General features: G+C 67.0%; 24 protein-coding genes. 19 read left to right on the top strand and 5 right to left on the bottom strand.

Annotated features, from left to right (window positions below; translation table 11 throughout):
* The first annotated feature begins 6 nt into the window (after positions 1-6).
* From EOHIBHHM_RS08730 to EOHIBHHM_RS08685, 10 genes are all read left to right on the top strand, one after another.
* On the top strand, positions 7-1,440 hold the full coding sequence (locus tag EOHIBHHM_RS08730; protein WP_497256561.1) for an FAD-dependent oxidoreductase: 1,434 nt from the start codon (positions 7-9) through the stop codon (positions 1,438-1,440).
* A 127-nt stretch (positions 1,441-1,567) separates the two neighbouring features.
* Positions 1,568-2,878: an ABC transporter substrate-binding protein gene (locus EOHIBHHM_RS08725; protein WP_497256559.1), complete on the top strand. Its 1,311-nt coding sequence runs from the start codon at positions 1,568-1,570 to the stop codon at positions 2,876-2,878.
* Between the two features lie 93 nt (positions 2,879-2,971).
* A complete protein-coding gene (locus EOHIBHHM_RS08720) occupies positions 2,972-3,937 on the top strand; it encodes a branched-chain amino acid ABC transporter permease (RefSeq protein WP_497256557.1) in 966 nt (321 codons plus the stop codon).
* Positions 3,934-5,001, top strand: a complete 1,068-nt coding sequence (locus tag EOHIBHHM_RS08715) for a branched-chain amino acid ABC transporter permease (protein ID WP_497256555.1) — start codon at positions 3,934-3,936, stop codon at positions 4,999-5,001. Before EOHIBHHM_RS08720 ends, EOHIBHHM_RS08715 begins: the two co-directional genes overlap by 4 nt.
* Positions 5,001-5,804 (top strand): ABC transporter ATP-binding protein, encoded by an 804-nt coding sequence (locus tag EOHIBHHM_RS08710; RefSeq protein WP_497256553.1) that lies wholly within the window; start codon positions 5,001-5,003, stop codon positions 5,802-5,804. The genes EOHIBHHM_RS08715 and EOHIBHHM_RS08710 overlap by 1 nt, the downstream gene beginning before the upstream one ends.
* The gene (locus EOHIBHHM_RS08705; RefSeq protein ID WP_497256551.1) at positions 5,797-6,501 is read left to right on the top strand and encodes an ABC transporter ATP-binding protein; all 705 of its coding nucleotides are present in this window, start codon (positions 5,797-5,799) and stop codon (positions 6,499-6,501) included. The genes EOHIBHHM_RS08710 and EOHIBHHM_RS08705 overlap by 8 nt, the downstream gene beginning before the upstream one ends.
* Position 6,502: 1 nt before the next feature.
* Entirely contained in the window at positions 6,503-7,831 is a 1,329-nt protein-coding gene (locus EOHIBHHM_RS08700; protein ID WP_497256549.1) for an MmgE/PrpD family protein, read from the top strand.
* Between the two features lie 32 nt (positions 7,832-7,863).
* Positions 7,864-9,252, top strand: coding sequence for an MmgE/PrpD family protein (locus EOHIBHHM_RS08695; RefSeq protein WP_497256547.1), 1,389 nt, complete (start codon positions 7,864-7,866; stop codon positions 9,250-9,252).
* A gap of 69 nt (positions 9,253-9,321) precedes the next feature.
* Positions 9,322-10,092, top strand: coding sequence for an IclR family transcriptional regulator (locus EOHIBHHM_RS08690; protein WP_497256545.1), 771 nt, complete (start codon positions 9,322-9,324; stop codon positions 10,090-10,092).
* Positions 10,093-10,670: 578 nt separating this feature from the next.
* Positions 10,671-11,144 carry an FKBP-type peptidyl-prolyl cis-trans isomerase gene (locus EOHIBHHM_RS08685; RefSeq protein ID WP_497256543.1) on the top strand — a complete coding sequence of 158 codons (474 nt, stop codon included), beginning with the start codon at positions 10,671-10,673 and terminating at the stop codon, positions 11,142-11,144.
* A gap of 24 nt (positions 11,145-11,168) precedes the next feature.
* Here the strand turns inward: EOHIBHHM_RS08685 and EOHIBHHM_RS08680 are convergent, their stop codons facing one another.
* Complete coding sequence (locus EOHIBHHM_RS08680; RefSeq protein WP_497256541.1) at positions 11,169-11,318, bottom strand: hypothetical protein; 150 nt, start codon at positions 11,316-11,318, stop codon at positions 11,169-11,171.
* Positions 11,319-11,424: 106 nt separating this feature from the next.
* Between EOHIBHHM_RS08680 and EOHIBHHM_RS08675 the strand changes: the two genes are divergently transcribed.
* Positions 11,425-12,816, top strand: a complete 1,392-nt coding sequence (locus EOHIBHHM_RS08675) for a PQQ-dependent sugar dehydrogenase (RefSeq protein ID WP_497256540.1) — start codon at positions 11,425-11,427, stop codon at positions 12,814-12,816.
* 222 nt (positions 12,817-13,038) lie between these two features.
* Here EOHIBHHM_RS08675 and EOHIBHHM_RS08670 read toward each other — a convergent pair whose 3' ends face one another.
* The gene (locus tag EOHIBHHM_RS08670; protein WP_497256538.1) at positions 13,039-13,413 is read right to left on the bottom strand and encodes a CBS domain-containing protein; all 375 of its coding nucleotides are present in this window, start codon (positions 13,411-13,413) and stop codon (positions 13,039-13,041) included.
* Between the two features lie 204 nt (positions 13,414-13,617).
* On the opposite strand from EOHIBHHM_RS08670, the gene EOHIBHHM_RS08665 reads away from it, so the two are divergent.
* The 3 genes from EOHIBHHM_RS08665 to EOHIBHHM_RS08655 all read left to right on the top strand — a co-directional run bounded on the left by EOHIBHHM_RS08665 (position 13,618) and on the right by EOHIBHHM_RS08655 (position 15,557).
* Positions 13,618-14,865, top strand: a complete 1,248-nt coding sequence (locus tag EOHIBHHM_RS08665; protein WP_497256536.1) for a digeranylgeranylglycerophospholipid reductase — start codon at positions 13,618-13,620, stop codon at positions 14,863-14,865.
* A 46-nt stretch (positions 14,866-14,911) separates the two neighbouring features.
* Positions 14,912-15,259, top strand: a complete 348-nt coding sequence (locus EOHIBHHM_RS08660; protein WP_497256534.1) for a DUF7964 domain-containing protein — start codon at positions 14,912-14,914, stop codon at positions 15,257-15,259.
* 154 nt (positions 15,260-15,413) lie between these two features.
* On the top strand, positions 15,414-15,557 hold the full coding sequence (locus tag EOHIBHHM_RS08655) for a hypothetical protein (RefSeq protein WP_497256532.1): 144 nt from the start codon (positions 15,414-15,416) through the stop codon (positions 15,555-15,557).
* Between the two features lie 219 nt (positions 15,558-15,776).
* Here the strand turns inward: EOHIBHHM_RS08655 and EOHIBHHM_RS08650 are convergent, their stop codons facing one another.
* Positions 15,777-16,358 (bottom strand): conditioned medium-induced protein 4, encoded by a 582-nt coding sequence (locus EOHIBHHM_RS08650; RefSeq protein ID WP_497256530.1) that lies wholly within the window; start codon positions 16,356-16,358, stop codon positions 15,777-15,779.
* Between the two features lie 272 nt (positions 16,359-16,630).
* On the opposite strand from EOHIBHHM_RS08650, the gene EOHIBHHM_RS08645 reads away from it, so the two are divergent.
* The 4 genes from EOHIBHHM_RS08645 (at position 16,631) to EOHIBHHM_RS08630 (ending at position 21,728) form a co-directional block, all read left to right on the top strand.
* On the top strand, positions 16,631-20,488 hold the full coding sequence (locus EOHIBHHM_RS08645) for a PAS domain S-box protein (protein ID WP_497256528.1): 3,858 nt from the start codon (positions 16,631-16,633) through the stop codon (positions 20,486-20,488).
* Positions 20,489-20,693: 205 nt separating this feature from the next.
* Positions 20,694-21,071, top strand: coding sequence for a DUF7344 domain-containing protein (locus EOHIBHHM_RS08640; RefSeq protein WP_497256526.1), 378 nt, complete (start codon positions 20,694-20,696; stop codon positions 21,069-21,071).
* Complete coding sequence (locus tag EOHIBHHM_RS08635; protein WP_497256524.1) at positions 21,061-21,402, top strand: DUF7344 domain-containing protein; 342 nt, start codon at positions 21,061-21,063, stop codon at positions 21,400-21,402. Before EOHIBHHM_RS08640 ends, EOHIBHHM_RS08635 begins: the two co-directional genes overlap by 11 nt.
* Positions 21,403-21,500: 98 nt before the next feature.
* Positions 21,501-21,728, top strand: coding sequence for a DUF7563 family protein (locus EOHIBHHM_RS08630; RefSeq protein WP_497256522.1), 228 nt, complete (start codon positions 21,501-21,503; stop codon positions 21,726-21,728).
* Positions 21,729-21,748: 20 nt separating this feature from the next.
* Here the strand turns inward: EOHIBHHM_RS08630 and EOHIBHHM_RS08625 are convergent, their stop codons facing one another.
* Positions 21,749-22,897, bottom strand: a complete 1,149-nt coding sequence (locus tag EOHIBHHM_RS08625) for a PrnB family protein (RefSeq protein WP_497256520.1) — start codon at positions 22,895-22,897, stop codon at positions 21,749-21,751.
* Between the two features lie 187 nt (positions 22,898-23,084).
* Here EOHIBHHM_RS08625 and EOHIBHHM_RS08620 point away from each other — a divergent pair, with 187 nt between their 5' ends.
* Positions 23,085-23,504, top strand: coding sequence for a universal stress protein (locus tag EOHIBHHM_RS08620; protein WP_497256518.1), 420 nt, complete (start codon positions 23,085-23,087; stop codon positions 23,502-23,504).
* A 30-nt stretch (positions 23,505-23,534) separates the two neighbouring features.
* Here EOHIBHHM_RS08620 and phaC read toward each other — a convergent pair whose 3' ends face one another.
* A complete protein-coding gene (phaC, locus tag EOHIBHHM_RS08615; RefSeq protein ID WP_497256516.1) occupies positions 23,535-25,154 on the bottom strand; it encodes a class III poly(R)-hydroxyalkanoic acid synthase subunit PhaC in 1,620 nt (539 codons plus the stop codon).
* Positions 25,155-25,207: the final 53 nt, after the last annotated feature.

Raw genomic sequence — 25,207 nt, 5'->3', positions numbered from 1 at the left:
CGAGCCATGGACGAACTAGCGCGGCGGACGCCGAGCGATAGCGCCTCCGAGATCGTGCCCGCAAGCGACGTCGAGTGGGATATCGACACCGACGTCCTCGTCGCCGGCGGCGGCGGAACAGGACTGGTCGCCGCACTCGCGGCCAGCGAGAACCCCGACCTGCGGGTGACGATTCTGGAGAAGTCCCCCGAGTGCGGTGGCAACACGTCGCTGTCGACCGGGATGGTCCCCGCTGCGGGGACGCGCCTCCAGCGTGAGGCGGGTATCCACGAGACGCCGGCGGACATGGCGCGGGACATCCTCGAGAAGAACGGCTACGAGGCCGACGAGGAGCGCGTCCAATACCTCTGTGAGGAGAGCGCGAACCTGATCCACTGGCTCGTCGACGACTGGGAGATCACGCTCCACCTCGTCGACGACTTCAAGTACCCGAAACACTCGGAGTACCGGATGCACGCCCCCGACGGACGAAACGGGGAGAACCTCGTCGCCGAACTGGTCGAGCGGGTCGAGGCGACGCCGAACGTCGAACTGCTGCGGAACGCTCCGGTGAAGAAACTGGTCGCCGAGGCGGGAACGGTTCGCGGCGTCGTCGCGGGCATCGACCGCGAGGAGGCGATCGAGGCGAAGAAGGTCGTCCTCGCGACCGACGGCTTCGCGGGCAACCGCGAGATGGTCACCGACTACTGCGAAGCGGACGTCGAGCGCGCGCTCTACTTCGGTGCCGACGGCAACACCGGCGACGGCGTCCGGTTGGGTGCGGAACTCGGCGGCGAGTTGGCGTGCATGGACGCCTATCAGGGCCACGCGACCGTCGCCAGCCAGACGGGGATGCTGTCGACGTACGCCGTCGTGATGAACGGCGGGATCCTCGTCAACGCCGAGGGCGAGCGGTTCGGCGACGAGTCGGCGGGCTACAGCGAGTTCGCCATCGACGTGCTGAAACAGCCCGGCGGAATCGGCTTCGAACTGTTCGACGAACGCATCTTCGAGACGTTACGAGGGGAGTTCGACGACTTCGACGAGGCCGCGAAACACGGAACGTACCACTCTGCGGAGACGGTCGAGGAACTGTGCGAGCAACTCGGCTGTGACGGAGAGTCGGCGGCAACTGCGGTCGCCGCGTACAACGAGGCTGCCCGTACGGGCGAACCCGACGAGGTCGGCCGCACAGACGGGACGGCCCCGCTCGAACCGCCGTTCTACGGCACGAAGGTCACCGGGTCGCTGTTCCACACGCAGGGGGGCCTCGTCGTCGACGACGACGCGCGCGTGCTCCGAACCGACGGGAGCGTCGTCGAGAACCTCTACGCCGGCGGCGGAACCGCCTGTGGCATCAGCGGTCACGGCGCGGGCGGCTACCTCTCGGGCAACGGACTGACGACGGCGCTCGGCTACGGACGACTCGCGGGCATCCACGCCCGCGAGTCGCTCTCGTAGTGTAAGCCAGCGAGTGCGACAGACACGTTTTCACCACTCGCCGTCGCGGTGAACTGTTCTCGAAACATGACACGATACATACAGTGGTATTTATTAGTGAGAGTTCCAAACCCAGAGAGTGATTGCCATGGGTAAGACTCACGAGTCCTCGGCTAGCAACAGGCGACGGTTTCTCAAAGCGACGGGCGCGAGCGTCGCGGCACTGACGCTCGCGGGCTGTGCGAGCGACGACACCGGGTCCGGCGGCGGGGGTGGCAACGGTTCCGACGGCGGCTCCGGCGGGACGCAGGGGTCGACCGCCGGGTCGAGCGACTCCTCGGTCGAAGAGGTCGTCATCGGGTCGAATCATCCGCTCTCCGGCAGTCTCGCGGCCACCGGCGTCGGGATGAGCAACGCCATCAAACTCGCCGCTTCCCGGAAGAACGAGGAGGGCGGCATCGAGTCGCTCGGCGGCGCACAGGTGACGGTCGTCGAGGGCGACAACCAGGGGAAACAGGAGCTCGGCGGACAGGTGACCGAGGAACTCATCTCGGAGGGCGCGAACGTGCTCACGGGCTGTTACTCCTCGCCGGTGACGACGGCGGCGACGCAGGTCGCCGAACGGCAGAGCGTCCCGTTCGTCATCTCCATCGCGGCGGCGGACAACATCCTCGAGGGCCGCGGGTTCGACTACATCTACCGCCCGCAGCCGCCGGCCCGGCGGATCGGCAGCGACTACTCCGAACTCGTGCCGAGCGTCATCCGCGACAACGGCGGCACCGTCGACACCGCCGGCCTATTCTACGTCAACAACAGCTACGGACAGGCGATCCGCGACAGCCTCCGGGAGACGCTCCCCCAGCAGGACGTCGAGATCGTCGAGGAGACCGCCATCGAACTCGGCGCGTCGAACGCGAACACACAGGTGTCGCGACTCCGGAGCGCCGACCCCGACACCATCATCGCGACCACCTACGTCGCCGGCGGCGTCCTCCTCGCGCAGGCGCTGCAGGACCAGAGCTACCGGCCGTCGCATCTGACGGCGTGTGCGTCGGCGACGTTCACGGACGACGACTCCGTCGCCGACATCGGCGAGTTCGCCAACGGCGTACTGGACAACAACTACGCGCTGAACCCGACCATCGACAAGACTGCGGAGGTCCGCTCGCAGTTCACCGAGAACTACGAACAGGAGTTCTCCGCGTCCGTCGGGATGGCCTACACCGCCGGCGAGGTGATCATCCAGGCGATCGAGGAGGCCGGCAGTGCCGACACCGAGGACATCAACAACGCGCTGAAGCAGCTCCAGTACAACGACCACATCTCCGCGATGGGCACGATCGAGTTCAACGACGCCGGCGAGAACGTCAACGCGCTGGCACCGGTCAACCAGGTGCAGGACCTCTCGGTCAAGGTGGTCTACCCCGAGGAGTACGCCGAGGCGTCGCCGCAGGTCTGAGCCGACCCCCGTACCGTCCCGTCAACGAAACGCACGATCCAAGCGGAACCCTTTATGCGTGATGGCAACAATCACCGAGTGTAAGCCACCCACATGCCACCGATAGACACATCGGTCGAGCCGCTCCTGTTACAGGGAGGCGGACTCGACCGGTTCACCCAGCCGTTCGTACAGTTCTTGACCGACCTCGCGGGCTTGGACGCCGTCCTGTTGCAGCTGCTCACGTTCGGCCTCCTGCTCGGCGGGGTGTACGCACTCACCGCGCTGGGGCTGACGATGATCTTCGGCGTGATGGACGTCATCAACTTCGCCCACGGCGTGTTCCTCGTCGTCGGGATGTACACCGTCTGGCTGGTCGCCGAGTCGTTCGGTATCAGCCCGTTCGTCGGGATCCCGATCGCGGCGCTCGTCCTGTTCGCCGTCGGCGTCCTCGTCCACGTGTTGACCGTCGAGCCGATCATCGAGGCCCCACAGCAGAACCAACTCATCGCGACGCTCGGCGTGCTGTTCATCGTTCAGTCGGCCATCGAGATCGTCTTCACGCCCGATCCCCAGCAGATCGACCTGTCGCTCGGGTCGCTGCAGGTGGGCGGCGTGTTCATCCCGCTCGGTCAACTGTACGCGCTCGTCATCGCGCTCGGGACGATGCTCGGCGTCCGAGCGTTCCTCAACCGGACCGACCTCGGCCGGCGGATCCGAGGGACCGCCGACAACCGTGACGGGGCGCGGTACGTCGGCATCAACGTCAAGCGCATCAACTACCTCACGTTCGGCATCGGTGCGGCGCTCGCCGGCGTCGCCGGCGCGTCGATCGCCCTGTTCCAGCGGTTCGACCCCTTCACGGGCGAGACCTACCTGATCAACGCCTTCGTCATCGTCATCCTCGGCGGCCTCGGCTCGTTCCCGGGGGCGTTCGTCGGCGGGCTCATCGTCGGCATGATACAGGTGTTCGGCGGCTACTACCTCCCCGGGACGACCGCCCAGATCGTCATCTTCCTGCTGTTCATCGCGACGTTGCTGGTCAAACCCGAGGGGCTGTTCGGAGGTGCGGAGGCGTGAGCACCATCGAGTCGGTCCGCGAGAGCTACCGCGACTTCGACGACCAGTCGTACGCGCCGCTCGTGAAGGGGGTCGCGCTGTTCGGCTTCCTCGCTGCGCTCCCGTACATCATCGAGATCGACGTCGCCGGGATGGAGCTGGCGGCGACGTTGAGTCTGAAGGTGCTCATCCTCACGCTCATCTACGCCTACACGGCACAGGCGTGGAACATCATGTCCGGCTACACCGGTCAGTTCTCCTTCGGACACGCCGCGTTCTTCGGCATCGGCGCGTACGCGACGCAGAAACTGCTGGCCGACCTCGCGCTCAACCCGTGGATCGGAATGCTCGTCGCCGGCGGCGTCGCCGCCCTCTACGGCCTGCTCATCGGCTTTCTCACCTTCCGGTTCAAGCTGAAGGGTCACTACTTCGCATTGGCGACGCTCGCGTTCGCCGAACTGCTGCGGTTCGTCGTCACCAACATGTCGGAGCTACAGGGCGCGAACGGCTACTTCAAACCGTTCCCGCAGGACTACGGCGCGGAGTACGGACTGCTCGCCTTCCAGTTCCAGAGCGATCTGCCGTACTACTTCCTCATCCTCGGGTTCCTGCTCGTCGTCACGGTCGTCTCGTGGCTCATCAAGAACTCGTGGGTGGGGCTGTACTTCTTCGCCATCCGCGAGGACGAACCCGCCGCCGCCAGCGTGGGCGTCCCCGCCTTCCGGTACAAGCTGCTCGGCGTCGCCGTGAGTGCGTTCTTCACGGCGCTCGGCGGGGCGTACTGGTCGATGTACTTCAACACCATCCGGCCGGACACCGTGTTCGCGCTGTTCAAGAACGTCGAACTCCTACTGCCCGCCGTCGTCGGCGGGCCGGGGACGCTCGTCGGCCCCATCGTCGGGTCGTTCATCGTCACGCCGGTCAGCGAGATCGCGCGGACGACGTTCACGAACATCAACGGGCTGGACCGAATCATCTACGGCGCGTTCCTCGTCGTCATCGTCATCTACTCGCCGCGCGGCGTGGTGAGTTGGCCGAGTCGAGCGCGCGCACTCTGGAACCGCATCCGAGAGGTGAGAGACTGATGTCAGACTCACAACCGACACCGACGACTGACGAGACAGAGACGACCGCACAGACCCGACCGACCGACCGCGACGGCGAGACGATCCTCTCGGTACAGGACGTCGGCAAGCGCTTCTCCGGCCTGCAGGCGCTCGACGGCGTGGACCTGGAGGTCAAACGCGGCGAGATCATCGGCCTCATCGGGCCGAACGGCGCAGGAAAGACGACGCTGTTCAACTGTATCAGCGGGACGTTCCCACCGACGTCGGGGACGGTGCTGCTCGAAGGCGAGCGGATCTCCGGTCTGCCGGCCCACAAAGTCGCCCGCCGGGGACTCGCTCGGACGTTCCAGATCACCCGCCCGCTCGAGGAGTTGACCGTCGTCGAGAACGCGATGGTCGGCGCACACATTCACACTCGCCGGCGGCACGAGGCGCGGGAAATCGCGATGGAGCAGCTGGAGTTCGTCGGCCTCGCCGACCGCGCCGGCGAGGAGGCGGGCGAACTCACGATCGGCGCACAGAAGCGACTCGAACTAGCGCGGTCGATCGCGACGAAGCCGAAGATCCTCCTGCTCGACGAGATCATGGCGGGGCTCACCCCGTCGGAGTCGGAGCAGATGCTCGGCCTGTTCCGGCGACTGCGCGAGCGGGGGACCAGCCTACTCATCATCGAACACGACATGAAAGCGATCATGAACATCTCGGACTACGTGAAGGTGCTCGACCAAGGGAGCGGAATCGGCTTCGGAACGCCTGAAGCGGTCGTCTCGAACGACCGCGTCGTCGAGGCGTACATCGGGGGGTTCGACGTCGATGCTTGAACTCAGCGGCGTCCGCGCGGGCTACGACGAGATCGAGGTGCTCCACGGCGTCGACATGACCGTCGAGGAGGGCGAGATCGTCGCGCTCATCGGATCGAACGGCGCGGGGAAGACGACGACGATGCGCACCATCTGCGGCATCCTCTCGCCGAGTCGGGGCACCATCACCTACCGCGGCGAGGAGATACAGTCGAAGCCACCGCACGGCATCGTCGAACGCGGGATCGTGCAGGTGCCCGAGAACAGGGATCTGTTCACCAACATGACCGTCGTCGACAACCTGCGCTTGGGTGCCCAGACGCCCGATGCGAAGGCGAAGCGCGAGGAGACGATGGAGGAGATGCTCGCGCTGTTTCCCCGGCTCGCCGAACGGCAGAACCAACGCGCGGGGACGATGTCCGGCGGCGAACAGCAGATGCTGACGCTGGCGCGGGCGTTGATGGGCGACCCCGACCTGCTCATCCTCGACGAGCCCTCGATCGGACTCGCACCCCACCTCGTGCAGGAGGTGTTCGACGTCGTCGAGGAGGTCCACGAGCAGGGAGTGACCGTGCTCATGGTCGAGCAGAACGTCCAACAGACGCTCAGGTTGGCGGACCGCGGCTACGTGATGGAGAACGGGCAGATCACCATGTCTGCACCGGGGACCGAACTGCTCGAAGACGAGGGCGTCGTCGAGGCCTACCTCGGGGTGTGAGATGCGAGAAGAACGGCTCGCCGCGTTCGTCTCGACGCTCGACGAGGCGTCGATCCCCGACGACGTCGCCGACCGCGCGAGCCTGGCCGTCGCCGACACCGTCGGGGCGATTCTGGGTGGCACCTCCGATCCGACGATCACCGCGTTGACCGCCGAGTGGGCCGCTCGGAGCGGCGGGACGGCGACGATCTTCGGCACCGCTGCCCAGCGGACGACGCCGTACCAGGCGGCGTTCCTCAACGCCGCGGCGGGGACGGTGCTCGAACTCGACGAGGGTCACCGGTTCGCGGCGGGCCATCCAGCGATTCACGTCCTTCCCGCGTTGCTGGCGGACGGTGAGAGCGAGTTCCGGAGCGGTCGCGAACTGCTCGTCTCGTTCGTCGCCGGCTACGAGGCGGCGGTCCGCGTCGCGCGGCTGGTCGTCCCGTTGGCAGCGGGGTACCATCCGCACGGCGTCTGGGGGACGGTCGGTACCGCCGCGGGCGTCGCTCGGTTCCGCGGGTTCGACACCGAGACGACGCTGCAGGCGATGCGGATCGCCGCCGACTACGCCCAACACACCCGGTTCGAAGCGGCGACGGAGGGCGCGACCGTCCGGCACGGCTACGCCGGGATGAGCAACCTCGCCGGTCTCGTCGCGGCCGACCAGGCGCAGGCCGGGTTCACCGGTCTCGACGACGGCGTCGCCCGTCACCTCGAACCGCTGGCGGGCGAGACGCTCGACCGCGAGGCGCTCTCGGCAGCGCTGGGCGACCGCTGGGAACTCGACCGCGGCTACTTCAAACGGCACGCCGCCTGCCGCTACACCCATCCCGCCCTCGACGCGCTCGAACGACTCCGCGCCGACCGCGAGTTCGACGCCGCGGACGTCGACGCCGTCGCCGTCGAGACGTATCCGGCCGCGGCGACGCTCTCGAACCCGGAGCCGACGAACGCGCTGCAGGCGAAGTTCTCTCTCCCCTTCGCCGTCGGCACCGCGCTCACGACGGGGACGAGCGGGAAGGACGCCTTCACCGACGAGGCGCTGACGGACGACGCTCTCGGACTCGCCCGGCGCGTGTCGGTGTCCGTCGCCGACGACGTCGCCGACCGCGCCCCCGAGGAGCGCGGCGCACGCGTCACCGTGACGCTCGCCGACGGCGAGACGCTCACGAGCGAGGTGCGCGCCGCCCGCGGGGGAGAGCACGACCCGTTCACCGAACGGGAGCTCAGAGCCAAGTTCGACCGCCTCGTCGGCCCAGTCGTCGGCGCGTCGCAGGTCGGCGACCTCTGGACTGCCGCCCGCGAACCGGCCGCACCGCGCGTCCTGTGTGCGCTGACGCGGGCGTAACGAACTGCAACCACTCTCTCACACTCACAGCCATGATTCCACAGACACCAGTCCGCGACTGGGAACGACACGTGTACGACTTTCTGACCACCGACGTCCCGCCGACTGTCCGCGACCACGGCCGTCGCGTCGTGACCGACGTCCTCTCGGCGACGGTCGCCGGGGCTGTCGCCCCGCAGCACGACCAGGTGTTCCGGGAGGCGGCGCTCGCCGACGGGGCGGCGTCCGTCCTCGGCACCGACCGTCGCGTCGATCCGTCGCAGGCCGCGCTGTTGAACGCGACGGCGGCGATCACACAGGAGATGGAGGAGGGACACGACCGCGGCGGCCACGTCGGCGCGAGCGTCGTCGCCGGCGCGGTCGGCGTCGCGGAGGCCAACGACGTCGCCGGCGAGACGTTCGTCGACGCCTGCGTCCGCTCGTACGAACTCTGCGTCCGACTGGAGTACGCCATCTTCGCGATGAAGGCGCGCATCAACGAGGCCGTCCCGTGGCTCGTCCGCGACCCACACTCGACGTGGACGACGGTCGGTCCCGCACTGACGGCGGCGGTCTGTCTCGGCCTCGACGCCGACGGCCTCCGCGAGACGTTCCGGACGGCCGCGAACCTCGCCGTCGTGTCGATGCACGACCCCTACGCCGAGGGGGCGCCCGCACGGAACTTCACCGCCGGGTTCTCCGCGCAGGCAGGGGTCAGCGCCGCGACGTGTGCCGCCGCCGGACTCCGAGGCTCCGCGGCGGCGATCGAACGCGTCTACGACCCGTTCCAGGACCTGCTCGACGACGGCGAGTTCGAGGCGCTGTTCGCGTCGCTCGGCGACGACTGGTGGATCACCGAGGCCTACCACAAGCAGTACCCGTCCTGTCGATACACGCACGCGCCGCTCGACGCGCTCCGGGAGGCCGGCGTCGACGACCTCTCGCCGGGCGACGTCGACCGCATCGACGTCACCACCTACCGCAACGCTGTCGACATGAGCCACACGCGACCGGCGACGACGACGGCGGCGAAGTTCTCGACGCCCTACGTGCTCGCTCGATGGGTCGCCGAAGGGGGGTTGACGCTCGCGCACTTCCTCACGGACGCGCTCGACGACGAACCCGTCCAGGCGCTGACCGAGCGCGTCCACCTCCGCGTCGACGACGACTACGAGGCCGCGTTCCCCGAGTCGTGGGGTGCGAGCGTCGAGGTGCGGACCGTCGACGGCGAGACGCGTACCGGCAGTAGGCGTTATCCCAGCGGCGACCACCGCGACCCGCTCCCGGCGGCGACCTTCGAGGAACGGACGCGTGCGCTGCTCGCCGTCGGATTGGGGGCCGACCCGACGAGCGACCGGGTCGACGAGGCGCTGAGAGCGCTCGACGCCGTCGACGAGGTGCCCGTGACCGAGACCGTCCGCGCACTCCGAATTCAGCGATAGAGAACAGGTGTTCGGTGCAGCTGAACCAACTTACGAACAATTATTAACGACCGCCCGTTACCTCGTCTCATGACAGCGGACGACCCGTCTGATGGGGCACTGATCGGTGCGACGAAAACGTCGTTCGGGATCGTCGAACACCTGCGGGAGAACGGCACAGCGGGGGTCTCGGAGGTCGCCGACGCTCTCGGCACCTCCAAGAGCACCGCGCACAACCACCTCCAGACGCTCGCACGCCTCGGGTACGTCGTCCAGACCGACGACGGCTACGATCTGAGTCTCAAGTTCCTCGACCTCGGGGACCACGCGCGGAAGCGACACGCGCTGTACCACGCCTCGATCAGCGAGATGGACGACCTCGTGGAGGCGGTCGGCGAACGCGGACAGGTGATGGTCGAGGAGAGCGGCCGCGGCGTCTATATCTACCAGGTGAAGACCGAACAGGGCGTCCAGACCGACTCGCACATCGGAACCACCGTCGACCTCCACACGACGGCGGTCGGCAAATCGTATCTGGCGTTCTGCGACGACGAGACTCGGACGAGACTGCTGGACGAACGGCTCTCGGAACTCACCTCGAACACGATCAGCGATCGCGAGACCCTCGTCGAGGAACTCGACACCATCCGTGAGCGGGGACACGCGTTCAACGACGAGGAGCGCATCACGGGGATGCGCGCCGTCGGAGCGCCGATCCTCTCCGACGACGACTCGGTGCTGGGTGCCATCAGCGTCTCCGGTCCGACGACGCGGTTCAAAGGCGAGTGGTACAGACAAGAGGTCCCCGAGATGGTGAAACAGGCCGCCCGGATCATCGGTATCCGGGCGACGTACTCGTAGTTCGGCTCTGCAGAACGAGCGTTCGGATCGGTGTGGACAGGGCGTTACATCGATAGGTGTGTAAGCCCCTCGAGGCTGAATGATGGGATCTCTTCCAGTTCGACGGAAGTAATTAGACTTCCTCGGTGCGTGTGGTCTCGGTTTGATCGTCCGGCTAGTTGCGTATTTCGGTCGATCTGCTCTTTGACTCCGGGTTCATAGATCAGCGGTCTCTCGGTGAACAGATCTCTCACTGAATCGACGAACCAGCGCTATATCGGGAGAAAATTTAGGAGATATAAAATATAGTTAGTCGCATTCCAGATTCGACACAGCGATGAGAGAGTGTGAGTCGACAGTTCCCGGCCGAGCTCTGTCGAAGCTCGACAGATTCGAGGTTCCCGACGCCGTGGCGTGGGCCGTCTGCGAGAGTGTCGAATTTGGATATATCGAATTTTTTATCCCCTTACTTTGTGATCCACACTATTCAATTTATTCCGTTTACAGATGAGAGACACGTCGGCGACGCCCTGTCACCGACGCCCAGACGAGGAGCGTCGATGACGACGCTTATCCGCCTCTCGACCGGAGCGTCGTCTATGTCCATCGAACCCGGTGACACGGTCACCGTCGAGTACGTCGGCCGTCTCGAGGACGGACACGTCTTCAACACGTCCCGGTACGAAGTCGCGGCGGAACACGGACTGGTCGAAGCGCAGGGGGCGACGCGAGAGGAGTACGCGCCGCTGACGTTCGCCGTCGGGACGGACGCCGTCATCGCGGGGCTGGACGAGGCGCTCGTCGGGATGGCGGCGGGCGAGACGGCGTCCGTGACGGTTCCCCCGGAGAAGGCCTACGGGGAGTTCGACGCCGAGCGCGTCCGACGCTACGACGCCGAGACGTTCGAGGCGATGGTCGGTCAGGAACCCGAGGTCGGCCTCCACGTCAACGCGGAGAACGGACTCCACGGCGACGTGACCGCCCTCCGCGACGGGGAGGTCGAGGTCGACTTCAACCACGAACTCGCGGGTAAGACGCTCGTCTTGGAGATCGAGGTCGTCGACGTCCGGTGAAAGTCCCAGTCGACGGCGGCCGACTCACAGGTCGCCGCGACACTCCGGACAGCGGGTCGTCACCGACAGCCCCATCGTCCCCGTCTGTCGACGACCGAGCGACGCCCCGCAGTGGGGACAGGTAGGACCGTCGTCCCGCATGTCGTCCGTCCGGTGGGTGGAGGTGTGTGTCATCACCTGTGTGACACGCCCCCAAGGGGCTTAAGCGCTCTTGCCGAACGAGCGGCGCGAGTGCGGGACGACACACACGTATTTCCGTCTCACGGCCGTGTCTCCGTCCATGAGACGCGGGTCGACCCGACGACGGCTGCTGTCTCGCGGTATCGCCGGTGTGCTCGCGGCGCTCGCCGGCTGTAGTCAGACACCCACGTCGTCGACGCGGACGAACGGACCGTCGCCGGCGACGGCGTCCTCGGAGTCGACGACGACTCCGGACGCGGTCGCACTAGAGACGGTCGCGACCGGCTTCGACGCGCCGGTCGCCGTCGCGTTCGTCCCCGGCGAAGATCGGGCGTACGTCGCAGACCAGGTCGGCGAGATCGCCGTCCTCGAGTCGGGGAGCCGCCGCGACGACCCGCTCGTGGACCTGCGGGACTCGATCGAGTTCGGCGGCGAGCGGGGGCTGCTGGGGCTGGCACTCCACCCCGACTTCGCCGAGAACCGGCGACTCTACGTGCGGTACAGCGCGCCGCGACGAGCGGGGACGCCGTCGAACTACAGTCACACGTTCGTCCTCGCGGAGTTTCGGGCCACGGCGGACGGACGACGAGTGGATCGGGAGACCGAGCGGACGATACTGGAGATCCCGGAACCACAGGGGAACCACAACGCGGGCGACGTCGCGTTCGGACCGGACGGCTACCTCTACGTCGCCGTCGGCGACGGCGGTGCTGGCGGCGACCAGGGAACCGGCCACGTCGACGACTGGTACGACGGCGTCGACGGCGGCAACGGACAGGACGTAACCGAGAACCTCCTCGGGAGTATCCTCCGCATCGACGTCGACCAACGAGCCGATGGAAGACCGTACGGCATCCCCGACGACAACCCGCTCGTCGGTCGTGACGGCCTCGACGAACACTACGCCTGGGGATTTCGGAACCCGTGGCGGTTCTCGTTCGACGGGGCGGAGCTGTTCGTCGGCGACGTCGGACAGAACCGATACGAGGAGATCGACCTCGTCGAGGCGGGCGGCAACTACGGGTGGAACGTCAAGGAGGCCTCCCACTGCTACGGAGCCGACGAGTGTTCGGACGGGACGCCCGACGACGTCCGTGGCGGGGAACCGCTCGTCGACCCCATCGTCGAGTACCCTCACTCCGGCGACGGAGTGAGCGGGATCTCCGTCATCGGCGGCTACGTCGCCCGCGGACCCGCGTTGCCGGCGCTGGAGGGGGCGTACCTGTTCGGCGACCTGCAGACGAACGGGCGGCTGTTCGCGGCGCGACGACCGGACGGCGGTGACGGTAGTGACGGCAGTGACGGTGGTGGCAACGACGGTGATGGCGACGGACAGTGGGCCGCGACGGTGGTCGATATCGTCGACCGAGACCGTGGAAAACTCGGCCAGCTGCTCTCGTTCGGCCACGACGACGACGGCGACGTGTACGCGCTGGGCGTCGGGAGCGACGGGGGCGGCGTCTATCGGCTCGTCGCGCCGACCGAGGGATGAGGCGAACGTCGGCGTCGCTCGCCGCTGCCGCGGACACAAGGCACTTACCGAAGGCGGTCGACGCTTCGATGACAGCGGTTCACAAGTCCACTGGGGTTTCAGGCTGCCGACCGCTGTCCCCGCTCGCACCAGGCTGCCACCCTGGTGTCTCTTTGTCTCCCCCGACGTCACGGTCCCCAGAGCGATCAGTCGCGGCGTCGGTCGACCGGTGACGTCGTGTTCTCAGGACAGTTGCGCGGCGACGTCGGTCGACGAGACCATCCCGACGTAGTCGTCGTCGACGACGGGGAGATGTTTGATACCGAGGGTGGTCATCATCGCGGCGACCTCCTCCATGAACAGATCGGGGGTGACGGTCTCGACGGGAGTCGTCATCACGTCGGCGACGCGGACCTCGTCGGGGTCGCGGCCCTCGGCGACGAGGTCGAGGACGTCGGTGCTGGTGACGATTGCCGCCTCGGTCGTCGGGACGAGGAGCGAACTGATCCCCTGTTCGCGCATCCGCGTCGCCGCCTCTCTGACCGTCGCATCCTTCGAAATCGTCGCGACGGGCGACGACATGATCTCCTCGACGCGCGTTCTGCTGTCTGCGTCCATACTGTGTCAGCGTCTCCCCAGCGACTTGGCTGTTCCCCCGACGTCGCCGGCGGTCCGTCCCGTATCGTGTCCTCTCAGAGAGGACGTAGTTCGCGTCTCGACGGCGCAGAATCCGCGCGACGAAACAGGGTGAATTATACATAACCCGTCCGACGGGTGAGGCAACGAAGCGAGACGGACCCACGTCCGTCTCACCTCCCTACCATGAGTGAGTCATACGATGTCGTCGTCGCCGGTGCGGGTCCCGCAGGTGCGCAGTGTGCGCGCGACCTCGCCACCCGCGGCCACGACGTAGTGCTTCTCGAGACGGAAGCAGAGGCAGAGTTCCCGCGAGCGAGCAACAAGTCGACGGCCGGTACGTTCCCGTCGACGATGACGACGTTCAACGTCCCCGACGAGGTGGTGATGCACTACACCGACGACGTCGTCATCGAGTCGCCCAACGACTACTACAAGTACGGACAGACCGGTGCCGTCCTCGAGTTCGCGGACTTCAAGAACTGGCTCGTCGACGAAGGTCGCGCCGAGGGCGCGGAGGTCCGGTTCGACGCCCGCGTCAGCAAACCGCTGATGGAGGGCGGCGAGATCGTCGGCGTCGTCTACAACGGCGACGAGGAGATCCGCGCCGACATCGTCGTCGACGCGACGGGACCGAGCGCCCCGCTGGCGCGGAAGCTCGGCATCGTCGACCTCAAACGGGAGCACCAGGCGATCGGCATCGAGTACGAGTTCACCGGCGTCGACACCGACGCCGACGGCTACGCGGACGTCGCCGACGCGATGATGCTCCGTCTCGACCACGACATCGCGCCCGGCGGCTACTCGTGGATCTTCCACACCGGCGAGGACACCGCGAAGGTCGGCGTCTGTTACCTCCAGAACGGCGCCCACTCCGACAACGCCCGCGAGGGGTTCACCATCGACGACTATCTGGAGTACTGGCTCGACACCGACCCGCGCTTCGCCGAGGCCGAACGCATCGAGGGCAAACAGCACCGCGGGTCGGCGCACATCCAGATGCCCACCTCGCTGTCGACGGACAACTTCATGGCGGTCGGCGACACCGTCCCGACGCTCGATCCGCTCTGGGGCGAGGGGATCGACAAGTGTATGCGCTCCGGGCGGGCCGCCGCGGCCACCGCGGACAGCTGTCTCACCCACCGGAGCCGAGACACCAGCGCCGACAACATGGCGGTCTACGACCGACTGTGGCACCGGGACGTCGCCCCCGACATGCGCAAGCGACTCGTGATGACCGAACTGCTCTACCTCAGTTCGAACGACCGCTACGACGACCTCATCGCCGACCTGAACGACAGCGACGCCGAGATCGCCCAGAACGCCAACCGCGGCAACCTCCTCTCGATGCTCCACCTCCTGAAGCGCGAGGACGTGCCGGTGCTCGCTCGGTACGCCCGGATGCAGCTCGAACGCCGCTTCGACTTCCTCTAGAGACCGAACCGCAATCTTCCTCAGCCCCACTCCCGAACGACGAGTCGTGACGCTCCTCGACTCGCTTCCGGCCCGTCCGCTCACGCTCGACGAAGGCGAAGCACTCGCAGAGTCCGACACCGTCGCCCCGCTCACTGTACTGACCGCCGACGCCGACGAACACCCCCGCGGCGTCTACACGCTGTTCGTCACCAGCGACGGCGGGTCGCGGGCGTCGGTCCTCGGCTTCGACCCCGAGGCCGACGGGTGGACCGTCGTCGAGTCGTGGACCGAAACCGAGTGGACGCCCCGGAAACAGGAAGACGCGCTCGCGTCGTTCGTCGAGAGCCACTACGGCGACGTCGAACAGGAACGGATGAGCGCCGCCCGCGGAGCAGGCTCCGAATCCCCGTAGGACGGTCGACGCCGCGTTCGGGGTCGTGCGTGGTCAACGCGCCGAATCTATCGACGATCGATGCGTCCGACTATGTTGTATTCTCTATTCTCCTGTCGAAATAATGTATACATTGTCTTGTATTTGCAGAGACACTTACGCACAGAGACAAACGATGACACGAAAGTTCGAGTGTCCAGGCTGCGGCAACGTCTGGCTCAAGAAGTCGGGACTGCTCGGCGTGCGACGCGAGGGGTACGCGAAGGTGAGCGACCGCTCGGGGATGTGTGACCGCTGTCGCTACGTCGAAACCTTCTGAACGTCCGCTCACGCCGCCAGTCGTCGGTCCCCGCCGCCGACGTGACGCAGCCCGTAGTCGACGCCGGCGACGAGCAGCAGCACTCCGAGAAAGACGAACCACGCATCGAGTCAAACGCCGCGTGAACGGCACCTGCGAGGAGGGCGATGGAGAGCTGTCTGTTCGGGGACACGAATGGCGGACCGTTCGGTGATGCTAACGGTTCGCTCGGCGACGCGCTCAGTCCTTGATCTCGGCGAACAGCTCCCGGTCGGCCTCCAGCGACGCCGAGAGCTCCTCGTCGGTGTCGACGCCGAGCAGCGACTCGAACTCCAGCGGGTAGTGGTAGCTGTCGCGGCGGGCGTGCTGCCGAGCGTCGATCACCCGGCGGTACTCCCGCACCGTCTCCTCACTCGTGTCGAGCGCCGACGCGCAGGCGGCGTCGTCGCGCCCCGTTTCGACGAGTCGCAGGAGTTCGCGCAGGTCGAACGGCGCTGCCGAATCCTCCGGGCGGAACAGCTGCAGGTCGAGCCGAGCCTGTGTGACGGCGTCGGTGTCGACGCCGAGGTGGTCGGCGACGTCGGCGTCGTCGCGCCCGGCGTAGAACCCTCTCACGACGGTCACGAGCGCCGCGTCGTCGAGCGACGAGCGGAAGTCGAACCGCTGGCGCATCTCGGCGACCAGGTCGGCGAGCGTCTCCTCGATCTCGCGGTCGCTGGGGACGTCACCGACTCGCGTCGCCGTCTCCTGTCTGTCGGTGAAGGTGGTCACGGGGCTCAGCTTCAGGAATATCTCTCGGAGTTCGTCTGTCTTGGTCGTCATCGGTGGAGCAGATCGCAGGCGGCGGTGCTCGGGGAACGCGGGCCGAAATACGGCGGTCGGTAGAGACGGTGTCGACGAGGCGATCTGGCCTCTCGACACCGGGTGCGCTCCCGAAAGCGGGCGCTCGGCAGCGAAGTGGTGACCGGAGATAGGTCGCCGGAGGAGATAAGCCACTCGCCCCATCGTTCGAGGAGATTTATAATAAATGCAGAATGTTTTCTGATTTATACTTTCCATAGCTATATCTATCGTCATACCTGTGTCTGACACGAATGGAGGGGAGAAGCGATCGGAGCGAGACAGAGGGTTCACGGGCTCTCGCGGGCGAGTTCGCCGCGTCGTCGCTCGGTTCCGACGAGGCGGCGTTCGCACAGACGCTGGTCGAGCGGCTCGCTGCGGGGGTCATCACCGTCGACGAGTCGGAGACGATCGTCTACGCGAACCGAGCGGGGGCGTCGCTGGCCGGCTACAGCCCCGAGGAACTCGTCGGCGAGTCGGCCCGGACGCTCGTCCCGGAGCGACTTCTCGAGTGGTACTCCCGATCGTTCGAGCGCTGGGTGGAGCACGACCGACCGGTCGACGACACCACGTTCGAGCGGTACGTCCGACACAGAGACGGACACGACGTTCCGGTGACGGTCAGCTTCTGCCAACAGACGCAGGACGGAGAACGACTGTTCACCCTCGTTCTCCGCAACAGGACGGCCCGTTCCGAGCAGGCGTCGGCAGCCGAGAGACCGGACCACCAGTTCCGGGCGTTGTTCGAGGCCGTCGAGGAGTACGCCGTCTACCGGCTCGACCCGGACGGCCACATCCAGACGTGGAACCGGGGTGCCACGGCGATGACCGGGTACGAGGAAGACGAGATCCGCGACCGTCACCTCTCGGTGTTCTATCCGGCGACCGCAGTCGAAGCGGGGATCCCCGACGAGACGCTGGCGACGGCGAGGAGAGACGGGAGCATCGAAGTCGAGGGGTGGCGGGTCCGCAAGGACGGCACGCGCTTCTGGGCGGACGTCACGATGACGGCGATCCGTGACGACGACGGCGAACTCAGCGGCTACGCGAAGATCGTCCAGGATCGGACGGCGGAGCGTCGAGACGAGAGTCGGCGACAGCTGCTGGCCGACGTCAGCCGCGGTCTCGCCAAGTCGGAGACGGTCGACGGCGGTCTCCGGACCGCGCTGACGACGCTCTGTACGCTGGCACCGGTCGACTACGGCGAGGCGTGGATACCGAACGACTCGGAGACGGGCCTCGAGTGCGCCGCCGTCGTCGATCCGGACGATCGCGTCGACACGACCGCTCGGTCGTGGCCGCCCGACGACCGGAGACGACTCGACGCGTTGGCCGAACGGGTGACACGACGGGGTGAGGCGGCGTGGTCGTTCGATCTTCGGGGGCCGTCGGCCTCGTCGACCGGCGCGTTGCAGTCCGGAGACGACTGGAGTGCACTCGGCGTCCCCATCGAGGCCGACGGATCCGTCGTCGCCGTCCTCGTGCTCGCCCGCTCGGGAGAACACGACCGGAGCGATCGGGGCGACCGGGACGACCGGGACGATCACCTCCGAGAGACGATCGAGGTCGCCGTGAGCAACCTCGGTCCGATGATCGCCCGCAAGCGGGTCGAGGCCGACCTCGAACGCGAACGGGCGTTTCTGGACCAACTGCTGGAGACGAGTCCGGTCGGTATCGTCGTCGCGGAACCCGACGGAACCATCACGCGCGTGAACGACCACGTCGAACGGCTGTTCGGACTCACCGCCTCGGAGACGGTCGGGCGAGGGTACGACCGACTGGGGCGGAAGATCTACGACGAGAACGGCGACCGTCTCACCGTCGAGGAGTTCCCCATCACGCGGGTGTTCGAACGGAACGAACCGGTGTTCGACTACGAGTTCGGCATCGCTCGGTTCGACGGCGAGAACCGGTGGCTGTCGGCCAGCAGCGCGCCCGTCCGGACGACCGACGGCGACGTCGAGCAGGTCGTCGCGGTGGTACGCGACGTGACGGAGGAGAAGCGACACGAACGGGAGCTCCAGCGTCGACTCACCCAACAGCAGGTGATCACCGAACTCGGGCAGGTGGCGCTGGAGACGACCGACGTCGACGGACTGTTCGAGGAGACCGTCCACGCGCTCCGTGACACCCTCGACGTCGACGGCTGTACCGTGTTCCGTCACGATCGGGACCGCGACGACCTGTCGGTTCGGGCGGACGCCGGCCGAGTCTCCGTCGTCGACCCGACCGCGGCCGTCGCGGCGGCGCGGGACTCACAGATCGGTCACACGCTCCACACCGGCGACCCGCTCGTCGTCGACGACGTCGACGCCGAGACGCGTGTTCGGACCGTCCTGCCGGGCGACCGCGACGTCGTCGCCGGGATCACGGCCCGTATCGGGTCCGAGCAGCGACCGTGGGGCGTGCTCGTCGCCACCGCCACCGACCCGGAGACGTTCTCGACGCACGACCGCAACTTCGTCCAGAGCGCCGCGACGTTGCTCACCGCCGCAGTCGAGCGAGAGCAGGCGGACCGGAAGGTGCGAGCGTTTCGCGAGGCGGTCGAACAGGCGGGTCACTCCATCTACCTCACCGACGTCGACGGAACCATCGAGTACGTCAATCCGGCGTTCGAGCGACTCACCGGCTACGACGCGAGCGAGGTGATCGGCGAGAACCCGCGTCTGCTCCAGTCGGGCGTCCACGAGGAGTCGTTCTACGCCGACCTCTGGGAGACGATCCTCGACGGCGAGGTGTGGCACGGGGAGGTGACGAACGAACGGAAGTCGGGCGAGCGGTTCACCGTCAACCAGACGATCGCCCCCGTCACCGACGACGCCGGCGACGTCGAGCGGTTCGTCGCGGTGAACGCGGACATCACCGACCAGAAAGAGCGCGAACGGACGCTCGAGCGGCAGCGTCGGTCGCTCGAACGGGTCCGGCAGGTCACGGAGAGCCTCCGACCGCTCAACCGGGCGCTCGCACGCGCCTCGACCCGCGACGAGATCGAGCGGACCGTCTGCGAGCAGTTGACGGCGTCCGAGGCGTACCAGTTCGCCTGGTACGGCAGCTACAATCCGGCAGTCCACCGCGTCACGCCGAACGTCTGGTGTGAGGAGATCCTCCCGGGCGTCGACGGACTCGACGAGATCGACGTCGAGAGGTGGGACCCGCTCGCCCGGGCGGTCGAGACAGGGGACGTCCACGCGGAGACGACGCTCGACACCGAGGACGGACTGCCGCCCTGGACGACGGTTTTCCCCGAGACGGAGACGGCGTACGAAGCGGCCGCGGCGGTCCCCATCGTCTTCGACGGCACCGTCTACGGCGTCGCCGGCGTCTACTCGACGCGGCCGAACGCGTTCGACGAGTACGAGCGGGCGCTGCTCGGCGAACTCGGCGAACACGTCGGTCACGCACTCGACGCCGCACGGAACAAACAGCTGTTGCACACCGACACGGCCGTCGAACTCGAGTTCCGGACGCGGTCACCCGAAGACGTCTACACGGCCGTCTCCGAGGAACTCGGCTGTCGGCTCACGCTCGAATCGATGGTGCCCGCGGCGAAAAACCGGTTCGTCGGTTACATCGCCGTCGAGGGAGCGGCACCCGAGACGGTCCGAGATCGACTCGTCGAGTCGCCGACGGTCCACACCGCACGCGTCGTCCACGAGCAGGGGACGACCGGCACCGTCGAGTGCATCGTCGACAGTTCGCCCGTGACGACGCTCATCAACCACGGGGCGACGATCAGATCGGCGGTCGTCGAAGACGGCGTCGAGACGATCCGAGCGGAGGTGGCACCCGAGTCGGACGTCCACGAGATCACCGACGCGATGCAGGCGCGCTACTCGGACACGTCGTTCGTCGCCAAACGGACCATCGATCGGCCGGTACGCGAGTTGGCGGCCGAACAGCAGGAGCTCGGCGAGACGCTGACCGACCGACAACGCGAAGTGCTCGAACTCGCGTATCACGGCGGCTTCTTCGAGTCGCCACGGGAGTCGACGGGCGAGGAACTGGCCGAGTCGCTCGGCATCAGTTCGCCCACCTTCTACGTCCACATCCGAAACGCCTCCCGAAAGCTTCTGGAGCAACTGCTCGACGACCGCGACCACTCCGACCGCTGAGCTACGGCGGTTCGGAGCGGACGCTGGTCGGTTCCGACCGGTGACGACTCGGACCCGTCTGCGGCGGCCGTCGTCTCCGAACGTTCGCGTCAGTCTCTCTGCGCCTTCGACTAGTCGTGTCGTCGCCGAACGATTGTATCAGACTCTAGTCACTAGCTGACTAGAGTGGCAGTTTTCGGGGGTGAGAGGGAAACAGCCAACTGAAATGACATCGGCGCACGCACGTCGGTCTGCCCAGTCCAGCCAGGAACTCCCGAAGGACCTCGCGTTCGCACTGCTGAGCGACCAACGACGTCGGTACGTGCTACACGCACTTCTCCGGGAAGAGGGGGTGGCGACGATGCGCGAGTTACGCGACCGGCTCGTCGCGTGGGAGGAGGACGTCGACGGTGCCGAGATCACGGCGGAACTGCGCGAGGTACATCTGCCGAAGTTCGAGGCGGCGGGCGTGGTGGCGTACTACACCGCCTCCGACGTCGTGGAGCTGCTCGAACCGGCCACCGACCTCGTCCCCTACCTGGAACTCGCCGCGACCGACGACTTCGAGGCCGACGCCGCCGACCTCCAGTCGAATGCGGAGTGACGCGACTGCCAACCCGAAGCGACGGTCGGCCCGGTGCCGACGGCTCGTCGTCGACCTCCTGTACGAACATACGACGCTGACGGTGGCGGATCTCGCCGACGAGATCGCCGCCCGCGAACACGACACGTCGCTCGACGACGTCGAACCGACGGCCGTGGCCGACGTCTACTTCGAACTCTGTGAGACGCATCTCCCGGCGCTGGCCCGCGCGTCGGTGATCAGCTACGACCCGGACCGGGAACTCGTCTCGCGACCGGGGTACGGCACCGACGTCTCGGAGACCGCCACCGACGTTCGGCTGTCGTCGGCCGACGAGTCGGAGTCGGCGTGACGCCCGTCGACGGCAGCGACAGTTCGCATCTCGGTAGTATCTAGCCATCTAGGGCGCGTCTTTGTCACCGGTGACTTCCTCTGTTCGGGCGTCCCTCGATGGAGTCTCCCGAGCGTGGCCCGGTGGGACGCGCCCGAGTCTCACCGTCGGCTCGGCGACGACTCCGGAGGTGGCAGCCTATGAAGCACTGCAACAACTGCGGCAGTCCAGTGACCGTCCGTTTCGCACAGGTGTTCGGGACGAACAACGACGTCGTGTACGCGTGTCCGAGCTGTGCCCCTTACGAACAGCTCACGTCGGGTGCCGCTGGTCATCAACCAGCTTGACCACTTTTTTGAATCGTCGCTCAGAGCAGCGCGCGGTGGGTGTCCTGCGTGAACATCTCCAGGTACGCACCGTACGGCGTCCCCCCCGTCCCCGTCGTCTCCCCCAGCGGCACCGTGAGATACTGCTCGACGATGTCGGTGTGACAGTCGCGGAAGGCGACCAACCGGTCGAGACAGTCGTTGTACCCCCGTCTGAGTGAGCCGTCGGCGGCGGCGGCGACGTACTCTCGGATGCTGGGACCGTCGTCGACGGCTTCGACGAACGCACGGTGAGCGGGCGGCATGTCCTTCCGGAGGGTTCGGAGGTGACTGACGAGCGGGTTGTCGCCGTGGTCGACGCCGAGTGCGGCGTCGAGCGCCGGCAGCAGTGACGACTGTGCGCCGGACGCACCGCGATACGACTGCGGTCCCGCCAGTTCGGGGACGCCCTCGTACGTCACCTCGGTGAGCGGCTTCAGATAGTGACGGAACGTCCGCCCGTAGTTCTCGGGTGCGTTGCGTTCGGGCATCCGAGCGAGGATGCCTTCGAGTTCCGCCAGCGCCGCCTCCATCCGGTCGAGCGCCTCGCGGACGCGGCCTGCGTCGTCGTCACGGACGCCCGCCTGCGCCTCGCCGATGGCACCGAGCGCGGGACCGGCGGTGCTCTCGATGGCGACGTGGACGGCGACGAACCACCGCTCGTCTCGCAGGTTCACGAAGTTCGTCAGCGTCTCGACGTTGGGCGGGGTGAACGGTTTGCTGTCGTCGAGGCGGGTCCAGTTGTAGAGGACGTAGCCGTCGTACGACAGCACCGGCGTCCGACCGAGGCGGGCCGTCGACTCGTAGAGCGGGACGGCGACGCCGCTAGGGATCGAGTCGACCGACGGTCCGTCGAGTTTGTGGACGTAGGCGTTCGCGAGAAAGCCCGAGACCGTGTAGAGACGGAGCAGCTCTCCGTGGCTCAGTTCGTCGAAGAGCTCGTCCGGCGGGGCCGGCAGTTCGCGGAGCGTCGGTCGCAGCGTGTCCTCCTCCAGTCGCCGGGGGAGACTGGCGGCCAGGTCGTCGAGCGTCTGCAGCGAGAGGTGGGCGTCGGGGCCGAACGAGGCACGGGGGTCGGCGTCGGGGACGAACCCGCGCGTCGGGCTGACGTCGAACCGCTCGTAGTCGAGTGTGGAGACGGACGCGTCCATACGACACACCACGCGGCGCGAGCGAGATAATTTAGGTGTGTTTCGAGCCGAACAATGTCGAACAGCACTGGGGTCGACGCGGTAGATGTGGACACGAGTCGCCAGAATCGGTGGTGGGGACGGCCGGCGGCGGTCCGAGTTCGGACCCCCAGAAATACGTATCACAGTCGCCGTCGTCTCTGCGAGCATGACCGCCATTCTTCTCGCCACCGACGGCAGCACGTACGCGAAGGCGGCCGCCAGACGAGCGATCGATCTCGCCGCCGAGCGGGGGCAACCGCTCTACGTGCTGGCCGTCGTCGACAGCCGGAAGTTCGACGAACCCGCGCTCAGCACCGAAGAGCTCGCCACTATCGAAGCCGAGGACCACGGCCACCAGTCGGTCGGAGCGGTCGTCGAGTTGGCGACGGCCGCCGGTGTCGACGTCGACCACGACATCCGCCACGGCGTTCCACACGAGACGATACTACAGTGTGCCAGCCAACTCGGCGCCGACTGTATCGTCGTCGGCGCACACGGCGAACACGAGGACCACCTCGGCGGCGTCGGTCGGCAGGTCGCCGACGAAGCCGACTGCGAGGTCGTCGTCGTCGACGCGACCGACTGAGCGACCGGTCGGGGTCAGGTGACGTCGGAGTCAGGCGACGAGTCGCGCCGCCTGCGAGATCCACTCGCGAGCCATCTGCTCGGTGACGTCGGCGACCCGAGCGACCGTCACGGCGTCCGCCGCTGCGAGGTCGGCTACGCGTTCGATACCGCCCGCACGGAGTCGCCGCTCGTACGTCGGCCCGATACCGCTCACCTCCTGTAGCGTGTGACCTGCGGCGACGTCGCGGTCCTCGATCGACTCTTCGACCTCCCGACGGATCGCGTCGCTCACACCCGTGACGAGCGTCGACTCGACAGTGTCGTCGTGCTCGACGACGACTCGAATCCCGTCCGCCTCGGGTTCGAGTCGAATCGCGACGTCGAGCACCGCCTCGACGAATCGCCGGACTGCCGTCGCGTTCCGCTCGACGACGTCCCGTGTGATCGTCCCGTCGGCGTCCGCGACGCTGACCGCCACCTCGTCGACGTCGCCGACGGTCACGTCCGTCTCGACGTCGACGCCGAGCAGTCGCTCGACCCCCTCGCCGAGGACGTCCGCAGACGAGGGCGACGGCGACTGCTCGTGGAACCACTCGGCGACCTCCGGCCAGAGGTCACGGTGGGCCGCGGCCGACACCGAGAGCCCGATGTGCCCGGTCGGATACTCGACGGTCGTCACGTCGTCGCTGGCGACGGCGTCGTTGAACGGCGTCGAGGCGGTCGGCGGGACGAGATGATCGTAGCTGCCGACGATCTGGAGGACGGGTGCCTCGATTCGGGTCAGATCGACGTGTCGACCGTCGAGTTCGAGTTCGTTCTTCGAGAGCAGGTTGCGCTGGTAGATCGACTCGACGAACTCGCTGTAGGCGTCGCCGGCGACGTCGATCCCGTCGGCGAGCCACCGCTCCATCCGCCCGAAGTTCGCGACGAAGTCCTCGTTCTCGAGGTGGTCGTACAGCGAGACGTACTTCGAGACCCCGTTGGCGACCGGGTCCATCGCGGCGAAGCCGGCCGCGAGGAACTCCGCGGGGACGTTGCCGAACGCCTCCGGGATCGTGTGCGGGTCGAAGTACGCCTCGTCGCCCCAGCGTTCGAGGAGACCGCCGGTCCCGTCGAAGTGGAGCCCGGTCGCCAACAGGCCGAGAGCGTTCACCTTCTCCGGATAGAGCGCGGTGTACATCGCCGCCATCGTCCCGCCCATACAGTAGCCGAGCAGGTTGATCGAGTCCTGCTCGGACCGATCGCGGACGGCGTCCACGCAGTTGTCGAGATAGCGGGTGACGTAGTCCGCGAGCGTGAGCGACGCGTCGAGTCGAGAGGGTTCGCCCCAGTCGACGAGATAGACGTCGTGACCGGCCTCCAGCAGACGGCGAACGACGCTTCGGTTCGGCTGGAGGTCGAGCACGTACGGTCGGTTGATGAGTGCGTAGACGACGAGGAGCGGGACGGAGCTCTGGGCGTCGGTCAAAGGTTCGTACCGATGGAGCGTGAGCTTGTTCTCCCGATAGACGACCTCGCTCGGCGTCTCCCCGACCGAGGCCGACCCGAGTCGGCCGAGTCGATCGTCGGCGACGGCTGCCCTGTGCGTCAGCTCCGTCGCGGCGTCGAGCGTCGAGCGCCAGAGAGCGAACGGCCACGTCAGCGGGGTGGGAGGGTTGGCTGAAGGCATGTGGAGTGGTCTCGCTGAAGAAGACGTGGGACGAGACCATCGTTGTGACGGCG

Source organism: Halogranum roseipondis (assembly GCF_059695585.1).
The sequence above is the reverse complement of the archived record's forward strand: the minus strand, read 5'-3'. Positions and strand labels throughout refer to the sequence as shown.

What these genes read in the sequence shown, in the direction of transcription:
- EOHIBHHM_RS08730 (WP_497256561.1), top strand. Translation starts at nt 7, where the DNA reads ATGGACGAACTAGCGCGGCGGACGCCGAGCGATAGCGCCTCCGAGATC.
- EOHIBHHM_RS08725 (WP_497256559.1), top strand. Translation starts at nt 1,568, where the DNA reads ATGGGTAAGACTCACGAGTCCTCGGCTAGCAACAGGCGACGGTTTCTC.
- EOHIBHHM_RS08720 (WP_497256557.1), top strand. Translation starts at nt 2,972, where the DNA reads ATGCCACCGATAGACACATCGGTCGAGCCGCTCCTGTTACAGGGAGGC.
- EOHIBHHM_RS08710 (WP_497256553.1), top strand. Translation starts at nt 5,001, where the DNA reads ATGTCAGACTCACAACCGACACCGACGACTGACGAGACAGAGACGACC.
- EOHIBHHM_RS08705 (WP_497256551.1), top strand. Translation starts at nt 5,797, where the DNA reads ATGCTTGAACTCAGCGGCGTCCGCGCGGGCTACGACGAGATCGAGGTG.
- EOHIBHHM_RS08700 (WP_497256549.1), top strand. Translation starts at nt 6,503, where the DNA reads ATGCGAGAAGAACGGCTCGCCGCGTTCGTCTCGACGCTCGACGAGGCG.
- EOHIBHHM_RS08695 (WP_497256547.1), top strand. Translation starts at nt 7,864, where the DNA reads ATGATTCCACAGACACCAGTCCGCGACTGGGAACGACACGTGTACGAC.
- EOHIBHHM_RS08690 (WP_497256545.1), top strand. Translation starts at nt 9,322, where the DNA reads ATGACAGCGGACGACCCGTCTGATGGGGCACTGATCGGTGCGACGAAA.
- EOHIBHHM_RS08685 (WP_497256543.1), top strand. Translation starts at nt 10,671, where the DNA reads ATGTCCATCGAACCCGGTGACACGGTCACCGTCGAGTACGTCGGCCGT.
- EOHIBHHM_RS08680 (WP_497256541.1), bottom strand. Translation starts at nt 11,318, where the DNA reads ATGACACACACCTCCACCCACCGGACGGACGACATGCGGGACGACGGT.
- EOHIBHHM_RS08675 (WP_497256540.1), top strand. Translation starts at nt 11,425, where the DNA reads ATGAGACGCGGGTCGACCCGACGACGGCTGCTGTCTCGCGGTATCGCC.
- EOHIBHHM_RS08670 (WP_497256538.1), bottom strand. Translation starts at nt 13,413, where the DNA reads ATGGACGCAGACAGCAGAACGCGCGTCGAGGAGATCATGTCGTCGCCC.
- EOHIBHHM_RS08665 (WP_497256536.1), top strand. Translation starts at nt 13,618, where the DNA reads ATGAGTGAGTCATACGATGTCGTCGTCGCCGGTGCGGGTCCCGCAGGT.
- EOHIBHHM_RS08655 (WP_497256532.1), top strand. Translation starts at nt 15,414, where the DNA reads ATGACACGAAAGTTCGAGTGTCCAGGCTGCGGCAACGTCTGGCTCAAG.
- EOHIBHHM_RS08650 (WP_497256530.1), bottom strand. Translation starts at nt 16,358, where the DNA reads ATGACGACCAAGACAGACGAACTCCGAGAGATATTCCTGAAGCTGAGC.
- EOHIBHHM_RS08645 (WP_497256528.1), top strand. Translation starts at nt 16,631, where the DNA reads ATGGAGGGGAGAAGCGATCGGAGCGAGACAGAGGGTTCACGGGCTCTC.
- EOHIBHHM_RS08640 (WP_497256526.1), top strand. Translation starts at nt 20,694, where the DNA reads ATGACATCGGCGCACGCACGTCGGTCTGCCCAGTCCAGCCAGGAACTC.
- EOHIBHHM_RS08635 (WP_497256524.1), top strand. Translation starts at nt 21,061, where the DNA reads ATGCGGAGTGACGCGACTGCCAACCCGAAGCGACGGTCGGCCCGGTGC.
- EOHIBHHM_RS08630 (WP_497256522.1), top strand. Translation starts at nt 21,501, where the DNA reads ATGGAGTCTCCCGAGCGTGGCCCGGTGGGACGCGCCCGAGTCTCACCG.
- EOHIBHHM_RS08625 (WP_497256520.1), bottom strand. Translation starts at nt 22,897, where the DNA reads ATGGACGCGTCCGTCTCCACACTCGACTACGAGCGGTTCGACGTCAGC.
- EOHIBHHM_RS08620 (WP_497256518.1), top strand. Translation starts at nt 23,085, where the DNA reads ATGACCGCCATTCTTCTCGCCACCGACGGCAGCACGTACGCGAAGGCG.
- phaC (WP_497256516.1), bottom strand. Translation starts at nt 25,154, where the DNA reads ATGCCTTCAGCCAACCCTCCCACCCCGCTGACGTGGCCGTTCGCTCTC.